Genomic DNA, 10,286 nt, shown 5'->3' with positions numbered 1-10,286 from the left:
GGGCGATCAGCGCCTCGGGCAGGGCGAAGTCGAAATCCTCCGCCCGCAGCTCGGGCTTTGGACCTGCATCCCGGCGGTCGGGAAGGGTGCTGGGCTGGGTCATGGGATGGCGGGGCGGTAGCGGAGGGGGGCGGCAAAGGCAAGCACGGGCTTCACATGGCAGGCCGGAGGGGTTGCCGGCGCCGCCACCCGGGGGCAGGCTGACCGCCCATGAGGAAACGGGAAGAAACGACGCCATGAGCCTGAAAGGGTGGGAGTGGCTGGCGCGCAGCATCGCGCGCTCCGGCCAGAGCCATGTCTTCTTCATCGACGCCGTGCTGCGGCCGACGCTGATGGCGCTGGAGGCGCAAGGGGTGCAGCCGGTGCTGGCGCACTCGGAAAAGGGCGCCGCCTACATGGCCGATGGCTATGCCCGCGTCTCGGGCCGGCCCGGCATCGTCGCCGCGCAGTCGGTGGGCGCGGCCAACCTGGCGGCGGCGCTGCAGGATGCCTGGCTCGGCCGCGTGCCGATGCTGGCGCTGACCGGCCGCAAGCCGCCCCATGCCCAGCACCGCAACGCCTATCAGGAGGTGGCGCACGCGCCGCTCTTCGCCCCTGTCACCAAGGCGGGCATGGCGGTGGAGGCGGCCTCCGACCTGCCGCGCCTGTTCCGCCAGGGCTGGGCCGCCGCCACCGCCGCGCCGCCGCGCCCGGTGCATCTCGACCTGAACGGGCTGATGGCCGAGATCGTCGAGCAGGGCGACACCGGCGCCGAGGCGGCCGACCTTTCCGCCTGGACCGCGCCGCGCCACCGCCCCGTGGCCGATGCGGGCGACGTGGCGCGCCTCGCCCGCCGCCTGCTGGAGGAGCCGCGAATCGCCATCGTCGCCGGCGACGGCGCCGCCCTCTCGGGCTGCGGCGCGGAGCTGATGGAACTGGCCGCGCGCCTCCAGGCGCCGGTCGCCACCAGCCTCGGCGCGCGCGGGCTGGTGCCGACGCGGCACCGGCTGCATGTCGGCGTCGTCGGCAGCTATTCGGCGCCGCCGGCCAACAAGGTGGTGCATGGCGCCGGGCTGGTGCTGATGGTGGGAAGCGACGGCGGCGACCAGGTGACCCATGCCTGGCGCGTGCCCGCGCCCGGCACGCCCATCGTGCAGATCGACGCCGACCCGCTGGAGCTGGACCGCTGCCCGGCGGAGATCTCCGTCTGCGGCGACCCGCGCGCGACGCTGGAGGCGCTGCTGGAGGTGCTCGGCACGCCGGAGCGCAACAGCGCCTTCCTCGACGAGGCCGCCGCCCTGGTGGCGGCGTGGCGGCAGGAGATGGCGCCGCGCCTGGCGAGCGACGCGGCGCCGATCGACCCCGCCAGGCTCTGCGCCGAGATCTCCGCCGCCCTGCCGGAGGATGGCATCCTGGTGGCCGATACCGGCTATTCCGGCATCTGGACCGGCACGCTCATCGAGTTCAACGGCACGGGGCAGCAATATCTCCGCGCCGCCGGCTCGCTGGGCTGGGCCTTCCCGGCCTCGCTCGGCGCGAAATGCGCGGCGGGGGCGCGCAAGGTGGTCTGCTACAGCGGCGACGGCGCGCTCTACTACCACCTCACCGAGCTGGAGACGGCCAAGCGCCGCGGCATCGCGGTGACGCTGGTGGTGAACAACAACCAGGGCTTCGGCCAGGGCTGGCCCAACCTGGTGCGCGCCGCCGGCAACCGGCCGGAGGTGGCGGGCACGCTGCTGCGCTTCGGCGAGCACACCGATTTCTGCGCGCTGGCCGCCGGCTTCGGCCTGCGCGGCATCCGCGTCGAGCGGCCGGAGCAGATCGGCCCCGCCCTGCGCGAGGCGATGGCATCGGACGAGACGGTGGTGGTGGAGGTGATGACCGGCATCGACCACCGCGCGCCCGAGCCCTGGACCCCGGAAGGCTGAACCCCATGAACATCGCCATCATTGGCGCCGGGCTGATGGGCCATGCGCTGGCGCTGGTCTTCGCCATCGGCGGCCACCGCGTGACGCTGACCGATACCAGCGCCGAGGCGCTGGCCCGTGCGCCTGGGCTGATGGAGAAGGCCCGCGCCACGCTGGAGGCCGCCGGCGAGGCGGGCGGCCTCTCGGCGGAGGAGCTCCGCGCCCGCGTCACATTGCATGAGGGACTCGCCGAGACGGTGGCGGAGGCGGAGCTGGTGATCGAGGCGATCATCGAGAAGCCCGATCCGAAGCGCGCCCTCTACGCCGAACTGGACCGGCTGATGCCGCCCGGCGCCATCCTCGCCAGCAACACCTCCTATCTCGACGTCTTCCCGCTGATGCCGGCGGCGCGGCTGCCGCGCGCCATCATCATGCACTGGTACACGCCGCCCTATCTCGTCGACCTGGTCGACCTCGTCGGCAGCCCGGAATGCCCGGAGGCGCTGCTGGAGGAGGTGCGCGCCATGCTCGCCGCCATGGGCAAGGTGCCGCTGGTGATGCGCCGCTTCCTGCCCGGCTACATCGCCAACCGGCTGCAATCGGCGCTCTCCCTCGAATGCTACCGGCTGATGGACGAGGGCTACGCCACGCCGCAGGAGATCGACGAGGCGATCATCCACGGCCTCGCGCTGCGGATGCTGCTGCTGGGGCAGATGGCCAAGGGCGATCTCACCGGCCTGCCGCTCTCCGCCCAGGCGCTGGCCAACCGCATGTACACGCCGCCCACGCCGAGCGGCCACAGCACCACGCTGGACGCCGCGCTGGCCAAGGGCCGCACCGGCGTCATGGCCGGGCGCGGCCTCTACGACTGGGGCCCCCCGGGAGAGGATTACGATCCCGCCGCCATCCTGGCCGAGCGGGACCGCCGGCTGCTCGCCCTCAAGCGCGCCTTCCGCGCGATCGGCCCGATGGCCGGATACGCGCATTCGCCCAGCAAGGAGCCCACATGATCCGCTACGAACTCTCCGGCCGCACGGCGCTGGTGACGGGGGGCGCCTCCGGCATCGGCCTCGCCACGGTGAAGCTGCTGGCCGCGGGCGGCTGCCGCGTCGCCATCAACCACCTGGCCGACGACCCGCGCGGCGCCCAGGTGGTGGCCGAGCTGCGCGCCGCCGGCCATGACGTGCTCTCCGCCCCCGGCAATGTGGGCGACGCGGCGGACGGACCGCGCATGGTGGAGCAGGCGGTGGCCGATCTCGGCGGGCGGCTGGACTTCCTGGTGAACAACGCCGGCACCCCCGGCACCAGCAGCCTGATTCCGCCCTCCGCGCTGGAGCGGCTGACCGAGGAACTGTGGCAGACGGTGCTGCAGGTGAACCTGCTCGGCGTGTTCCGCTGCGCCAAGGCGGCGGCGCCGGCGCTGAAGGCGGCGCGCGGGGCCATCGTCAACGTCGCCTCCATCGCCGGGCTCGACAGCCCCGGCAGCTCGATGGCCTATGGCGCCACCAAGGCCGGCGTGGTCAGCCTGACCAAGAACCTGGCGCGTGGCCTGGCGCCCGAGGTGCGGGTGAACGCGGTGGCGCCGGGCGCGGTCGATTCCTCCTGGATGGTGGAATGGACGGAGGAGCGCCGCGCGGCCTCGGCCAACAAGGCGCTGCTCAAGCGCCGCTGCCAGCCGGAGGACCTGGCCGAGGTCATCGGCTTCCTGCTCGCGGGGGCGGCGATGGTGACGGGGCAGACCGTGGTGGTCGATGGCGGGTTGACGCTGGAATCGCGCTGAGGCCGCCAGGCGGGCGCCGTCGCGGGCCGGACATGGAAAGTTCTTGCCGCGCCGGCGCGCCGCCCACCATGGGGCGGATTGCCTTCCGCCATGGCCTGGGCTTCCCTGCGCCGTGGCATGGCCGGGGAGAGATTCCGCCGCATGATCGATGCGCCCGCCATCAGGCCGCCTCGCGGCTACGGCCTGATCTGGGGATGGCACCCGGACAGCGACGCGCCGCTCGACGAGGCGGCCGTCGATGCGCTGCTGCGGCGGCACCCCGAGGGGGGCGGCCTGTGGCTGCACCTCGACCTGACCGACACCCGCGCCCGGCCCTTCCTGCAATCCCTGGCCACCCACGCCCCGCGCGCGCTGCCGCCCTTCGCGGTGGAGGCGCTGCTGGAGCGGGCCGAGGCGCCGCACCTGGAACTGCGCGAGGGCGTGCTGTCCGGCGCGGTGCCGGATTTCCACCACGATGACGGGGCGGAGCCCGACCCGCAGCGGATGGGGCTGCTGACCGTGGCGCTGACGCCGGCGCTGCTGATCACCGCGCGGCGGCATCCGATGCGGGCGACGCATCACCGCGGCATCGTGGCCATGCCGGGCGCCGGGCCGGCGGCGCGCTGGGACAGCATCCTGCGCGAGGTGCTGGCCGGCGTCGGGCGCTGCGGCGCCGGCATCGCGGCACAACTGAACCGGATCGAGGAGGAGCTGCTGCGGGGCGAGGATGACCGCCGCGCGGAGCTTTCCGGCCTGCGCCGCGCGGCGCTGCTGCTGCACCGGCGCATCGAGCCGCTGGCCCTGGCCTATGAGGAGCTGGCCGAGGCGCCCGGCGGCTGGCTGGAGGCCGCCGGCCATGCGCCGGCACTGATGGAACGCCGGCTCCGCATGGCGCTGCGCGTGACCCAGGGCTTGCAGGACCGTGGCCGCATCGCCCAGGACGAGCTGGCCTCGCTGGTCGCGGAGGAGGCCAACCGGCGCCTGCTGGTGCTGTCGATCCTGACCGCCCTGCTGCTGCCGCCCAGCCTCATCGCCGGCATCTTCGGCATGAACACCACCGATCTGCCCGGCACCGAGGCAGCGGGCGGCTTCTGGTGGGCGCTGGGTGCCATCCTGGCCTCGGCCGTGCTGGCGCTGGGGCTGATGCTCGGCCTCGGTATCCTCGGGCGGCGGCGCCGGTAGTTCCCGGCGCGCGCTTCCCGGTCCATGCTGGCCGGCACGGCTCTTGCGAGAAAGCCCGACAGCCAGACCTTGCCCAATCCTGACCTCGCCGGATGAGACCATGCCCCAGACTGATTCCGCCCGCTTCCTCCAGGACCTGCACGAACTGCGCCGGATCGGCGCGTTCAGGACCGGCGTGCATCGCCCGACCTACTCGCCGCAGGACATGGAATCCCGCCGCTGGCTGATGCGGCAGATGGAGGCGGTGGGGCTGGAGGCCTCGATCGACGGCATCGGCAACGTCTTCGGCCGGCACAAGGGGGCGGGGCCGCACCTGCTGGTCGGCAGCCATATCGAGAGCCAGAACGAGGCGGGCTGGCTGGATGGCGCGCTCGGCGTGGTGGCGGGCCTCGCGCTGGCCCGCGCCGGCCTGCCCGTCGATGTCTGCGCCTTCGCCGACGAGGAGGGGCATTTCGAGGGCGGCTTCCTCGGCAGCCGCTCCATCATCGGCGAACTCTCCGAGGAGGAGATCGACCGCAGCCGCAACCGCACGGACGGCACGCCGCTGCGCGCGGCGCTGAAGGCGGCCGGGCTGGAGGGCCTGCCGCGCCTGCGGATCGACCCGGCCCGCTACAAGGGCTTCTTCGAGATGCATATCGAGCAGGGCACGCAGCTGGAGCGGGCCGGGCTTCAGGTCGGTGTCGTCAGCGGCATCGTCGCCATCTGGCAGTGGCGGCTGCTGGTGGAGGGGCAGCAGGACCATGCGGGCGGCACCACCATGGCCGAGCGGCGCGATGCCGGCCTCGCCGCCGTGCGCCTGCTCGCCGCCATCGACGCCGAGTTCCCGCGCTTCTGCGGCGAGCGCAGCACCTGGACCACGGGGCGCATCACGCTGGAGCCGGGCGCGCCCAGCATCATCCCCGGCCGCGCCGACGTGCTGTTCCAGTTCCGCGACGTGTCGATGGACAGGCTGCGCGAGATGGAGGCGGGGCTGCGCAGGCTGGTGCAGGAGAGCAACCGCCGCGAGCGCTGCGAGACCACGCTGGTCAGCGTCGCCAAGGCCACCCCCGCGCTGTGCGACGAGGGGATGATGCGCGCCCTCTCGGCCGCGGCCGAGGCGCTGGCCCCGGGCGCCTGGCAGGTGATGCCGAGCGGCGCCGGGCACGACGCGCAGTACATCGCCAAGGTGATGCCGGCGGCGATGATGTTCGTCCCCTCCATCGGCGGCATCAGCCACCACTGGGCGGAGGACACGAAGGAGGAGGATCTGGCGCTCGGCATCGAGGTCCTGGCGGAGGCGGCGGCGCGCTTCCTGGCCGGCTCGAACTGAGGCGAGGCCGGCGGCGGGCCTTCAGTCCGCCGCCGTCACGCGGCGGGCGATGCCGCCCGCCAGCACCTCGGCCATGCACTGGTAGCCAAGGTCGTTCATGTGGAAGCCGTCGGCCGAGAGCATCAGCACCGGCTGCGGCAGCGCCTGCCAGAAGCGCATGATGGTGTAGCGCCGCATCAGCGGCAGCCGCTTCTCCGCCGCCACGGCGGCGATGCCCTCGACGAAATCCTCGTAGCGGTCGGCGTCGCGGATGCCGGGGAAGGATTGCGGGTCGATCAGCACCAGGTCGAGCCCGCGCCGCTGCACCAGCTCCACCCCCTCGCGCAGCACCTGGGTGAAGGCCTGGGGGGTGATGCCGCGCAGCGCGTCGTTGGTGCCGAGCTGCCACAGCACCACGTCCGGCTGCCACTCCTCCACCGAGACGCGCATGCGGGCCAGGGTGGTGGAGGCCACCTCGCCACCCACGCCGTTGTTGCGCACCGTCACCGCGATGCCGGGCAGCAGCCGCTCCAGCGCCGCCTTCAGCCGCGGCGGATAGGCATGGCTGGGGGAGGAGGCCCCCGCCCCCGCCGTGGTGGAGGAGCCGATGGCCAGGATGCGGATGGGCCGCTTCTCCTTCAGCAGCCCGGCCATGCGCGGCAGGGGGCGGCCGAGGTCGCGCAACTCGTCCGGCACGGTGCAGGCGGCGGGGACGTTGTCGGTGCCGACCGGCGGCGGCGCCTGGCCCCGGGCGGGGGCCGCCGCCAGCAGCGCGGCGCCGATCAGCGCCGCCATTCTCCGGCCGGCCCGCATCAGGAAGGCTGCACCGCGGCCGGCAGGCCGGCCGGGCTGCCGCCGCGCCGCTTCTCGGTGAGGCTCAGCAGCCGCGCTACCAGCATCTGGGTGGCGACCCCGGCGGTGACATAGGCGATGTCGAACACCGGACCGTCGAAGCCCGTCTGCTTCAGCGCCACGCCGGTGATGCTGACCACGAGCCCGGTGCAGAACACCGGCAGCGAATGGCGCCCCATCATCGCCAGCGGGTGGCGCCCCGGCAGGCCGCGCGCCCAGCCCTGCAGCGGCGAGTGCGCCACCACGTAGCACAGCGCCAGGACATGCAGCAGCCGCGGCACGGACAGGAACTGCTTCTCCGGCACCGTCAGGAAATCCGGCAGCAGCGGGATCCAGCCGGCCGGCGGCAGGCCGGGGCCGCGCATCACCACCAGCGCCAGCACCAGATAGGCCAGCGCCGCCCACCAGGCGCCACGGTGATAGGGCATGGCGGCGCCCAGCCGGTTGCGCCGCGCCCCCAGCGCGAAGCCGATGACGAACAGGAACTGCCAGGAGAGCGGATTGAAGAACCAGCCGCCGGGCAGCGGGTAGGCGGGCAGGTTGGTGCCGGTGAGCCCCGCCGCCGTGTAGAGCGCCGCCGAGAGCACCACCGCCAGCGACAGGCCGCGCGAGGCCACGAACAGCAGCAGCGGCAGCATGCCGATCAGCACGAAGTAGAGCGGCAGGATGTTCAGGAAGCCGGGCTGGTAGGCGAGGGTGACGGCGGAGACCAGCGCCTCGGCCGGGTCCATCATCAGCGGCTCCAGCGCGATGACGGAGAACAGGCCGAAATCGCCCGTGCGGATGACGCCGAGCGCGAACACCGCGCCCCCCAGCACCACCAGCGCCAGGTGCGTGGTGTAGAGCCTGACCGCGCGGCTGGCCACCTTGAGCGAGACGGCGAGCCGCTGGCCGATGGCATAGCGGCTGAAATAGGCGGCCGCCGCGGCGTAGCCGGCGAACATCACGAACAGGTCGGCCGCGTCCGAGAAGCCGAAATTCTTGTGCGTCACATTCTCCAGGATGTTGCCGGAGACATGGTTGATGAAGATCGTGATCAGCGCCAGGCCGCGCCAGACATCCAGTGCGGTGTCGCGTCCGGGCGGAAGCAGAGTGCCGGGCGACGCCGACGGGCTGGGCGGAGCGGCCGCCATGGAACATCTCCTGCTGTTCTTGGCCGGCACGGCGCAGGCCATGGCGGGCGGTGGCGCGGGGCGGCCTCGCGATGGAAATAGGGCGCGGGCGTTGCCGTTGCAGGGTGCGGGTGGTCAAGAGGCGGTGTGGCGTGCCCCGCTCAGGCGGGGGTGAGGTCCACCGCCACCTCCAGGCTGTGCCGGCCGCCACCCAGGATGATGCCGCGCAGCGGCGAGATGTCGTGGAAGTCCCGGCCCCAGCCCAGCACCACATGCTCGTCGCGCACCACCAGGTCGTTGGTGGGGTCGAGGTCCACCCAGCCATGCGCCGGGCCGAGCCAGGCCCCCACCCAGGCGTGCGACTGGTCGGAGCCCAGATGCTTGGTGCCGCCCGGTGGCGGCAGGGTGCGGATATAGCCTGAGACGTAGCGCGCGGGCAGGCCGAGGCCGCGCAGCCCGCACAGCATCAGGTGGGTGAAGTCCTGGCAGACGCCCGCACGCTGCGCCAGCACCTGCGAGACCGGGGTGGCGATGCCGGTGACGCCGGCGCGGAAGGCGAAGTCCCGGTAGATGCGCGTGGTCACCTCCCGCAGCGCCGCCAGCACCGGGCGGCCGGGGGTGAAGGACTGCGCCACGTAGTCCCGCGCCCCGGCATGCTCCGGCAGCAGGGGGGAGGGGAAGGTGAATTCCGCCACCGGGCCGCTGCGCGCCGCCTCGGCCGCCACCTGCTCCCAGGGCGGGGTCGCGGCGGCGGGCGGCGGCGGCGGGAAGGCGACATCGATCTCCGCCTCCGCCACCACCTCGAAGCGGGCATGCGGCCGGTCGAGGAACAGCCAGGTGACGCGGTTGCCGAAATGGTCGAGGCCGGAGGAGACGCGCGCCGGCTCCGGCGCGCAGGCCAGCGTCTCCCACCGCAGCTGCTGGTGCGGCAGCGGGCGCGGCGAGAGGTGCAGCATGTGACTGGCCATGTCCACCGCCTCGGCATAGCGGTAGATCGTGGCGTGGCGGATGCGCCAAAGGCTCATGCGGCGCTCCAGAACAGCACGGAGGGCTCCTCCGCCATCTCCTGCCCCAGCGATTGCGCGGGCGGCAGCAGCGCGAAGTAGCGGCGGCTGATGTTGTCCGACAGGGCGGCGACCTCGCCCGCCAGCGTGGCGAGGCGCGGGGCGATCTGCACGGCCGCCAGCGCCGGGTCGCGCGCCGCCTGCACGGCGAGAGGCATGTCCTCCACCGTGGCCAGCAGCGCCTCGGCCTGCGGCAGCAGGTCGTGCTCCGGCCCGCCATCGATGTCGGTCAGCAGCCGGCGGATGGCGTGGAGCTGGAAGGCGAGGCCACGCGGGTTGCCGGGGTCGGCCAGCACCAGGTCCAGCGCCGGGGCGGGCTGCAGCACGCCGAGATAGCGGCTGCGGTAGGTGATGACGCTGTCGCACAGCTCCAGCGCCAGCCGCAGCCCGCCCTCGATGCGGCTGGCCGGCTGGTCCAGCGCGAAGCCGAGCTGCGCGGCAATGGCCTGGGCGCGCTCCACCCGCCGGCCGAGGTCGAGGAAGGCGTAGCCGCCGGCGCGCACCATGTTCTCCGCCGCCGCGCCCGCCACGCCGGCGGAGTAGCGCAGCACGCCGGCCAGCGCCTCCTCCAGCCCCTGCTGGCCGCGGTGCTGCGCCGCCGCCTGCACCTGCACGGCACGCAGCGGCAGGGTGAAGAGGGTGTGGATGTCGCCCGTCAGCCGGTCGCGCACCGCCTCGACGAGGCGGGCGATCTCGGCCATCTGCCGGCCGACGGCGCCGCCCTCGCGCAGCGCGCGCCACAGCGCCGCCTGCAGCGCGCCGCTGGCGGCGCCGCTCGGCATGTCCTCGGCCTGCACCAGCCCGGCATGGCGCAGCGCGGCGGAGAGCGCCGTCAGCTCGGCGAATTCGCGCGGCAGCAGCGGGCCGCGCTCCAGCCGCGCCAGCGCCGCGCGCATCAGCCGCGCCGCGCCTTCCAGCCGCTCCACGTAGCGGCCGAGCCAGAACATGTTGTCGGCCACGCGGGAGGGCAGCTCGCCCGTGGCGCGGCGGATCGGCAGCGGCTGGCGGGGCAGGGCGGCGGGGCCCAGGATCGCGGCGCCCTCCTCGGCCAGCACCCACACATCCTTGGCCAGGCCCTGCTGCGGCAGGCGGCCGGCCAGCGCCTCGGCATCGCCCGGCACGCGGGCGAGGCCGCCCGGCATC

At 73.8% G+C, this 10,286-nt stretch carries 9 protein-coding genes; 5 read left to right on the top strand and 4 right to left on the bottom strand.

The window, feature by feature from the left end:
* Positions 1 to 236 precede the first annotated feature (236 nt).
* From ACZJYS_RS19310 to ACZJYS_RS19290, 5 genes are all read left to right on the top strand, one after another.
* Positions 237 to 1,907, top strand: coding sequence for a thiamine pyrophosphate-binding protein (locus ACZJYS_RS19310; RefSeq protein ID WP_493179987.1), 1,671 nt, complete (start codon positions 237 to 239; stop codon positions 1,905 to 1,907).
* Between the two features lie 5 nt (positions 1,908 to 1,912).
* A complete protein-coding gene (locus ACZJYS_RS19305) occupies positions 1,913 to 2,896 on the top strand; it encodes a 3-hydroxyacyl-CoA dehydrogenase family protein (RefSeq protein ID WP_493179986.1) in 984 nt (327 codons plus the stop codon).
* A complete protein-coding gene (locus tag ACZJYS_RS19300) occupies positions 2,893 to 3,666 on the top strand; it encodes an SDR family NAD(P)-dependent oxidoreductase (protein WP_493179985.1) in 774 nt (257 codons plus the stop codon). The genes ACZJYS_RS19305 and ACZJYS_RS19300 overlap by 4 nt, the downstream gene beginning before the upstream one ends.
* 141 nt (positions 3,667 to 3,807) lie before the next feature.
* Complete coding sequence (locus ACZJYS_RS19295) at positions 3,808 to 4,827, top strand: CorA family divalent cation transporter (protein ID WP_493179984.1); 1,020 nt, start codon at positions 3,808 to 3,810, stop codon at positions 4,825 to 4,827.
* 100 nt (positions 4,828 to 4,927) lie between these two features.
* Complete coding sequence (locus tag ACZJYS_RS19290; RefSeq protein WP_379651826.1) at positions 4,928 to 6,136, top strand: Zn-dependent hydrolase; 1,209 nt, start codon at positions 4,928 to 4,930, stop codon at positions 6,134 to 6,136.
* Positions 6,137 to 6,157: 21 nt separating this feature from the next.
* Here the strand turns inward: ACZJYS_RS19290 and ACZJYS_RS19285 are convergent, their stop codons facing one another.
* The 4 genes from ACZJYS_RS19285 to ACZJYS_RS19270 all read right to left on the bottom strand — a co-directional run.
* Positions 6,158 to 6,910, bottom strand: a complete 753-nt coding sequence (locus ACZJYS_RS19285; protein ID WP_493179983.1) for an SGNH/GDSL hydrolase family protein — start codon at positions 6,908 to 6,910, stop codon at positions 6,158 to 6,160.
* Positions 6,911 to 6,927: 17 nt separating this feature from the next.
* Positions 6,928 to 8,100: an OpgC family protein gene (locus tag ACZJYS_RS19280; RefSeq protein ID WP_493179982.1), complete on the bottom strand. Its 1,173-nt coding sequence runs from the start codon at positions 8,098 to 8,100 to the stop codon at positions 6,928 to 6,930.
* 140 nt (positions 8,101 to 8,240) lie between these two features.
* Positions 8,241 to 9,104 carry a transglutaminase family protein gene (locus tag ACZJYS_RS19275; protein WP_493179981.1) on the bottom strand — a complete coding sequence of 288 codons (864 nt, stop codon included), beginning with the start codon at positions 9,102 to 9,104 and terminating at the stop codon, positions 8,241 to 8,243.
* Positions 9,101 to 10,286, bottom strand: a 1,186-nt coding sequence (locus ACZJYS_RS19270) for an alpha-E domain-containing protein (RefSeq protein ID WP_493179980.1), incomplete at its 5' end; no start/stop codon positions are given. The genes ACZJYS_RS19275 and ACZJYS_RS19270, both read right to left, overlap by 4 nt.

The organism is Roseomonas sp. TS2, assembly GCF_058833935.1.
The sequence above is the reverse complement of the archived record's forward strand: the minus strand, read 5'-3'. Positions and strand labels throughout refer to the sequence as shown.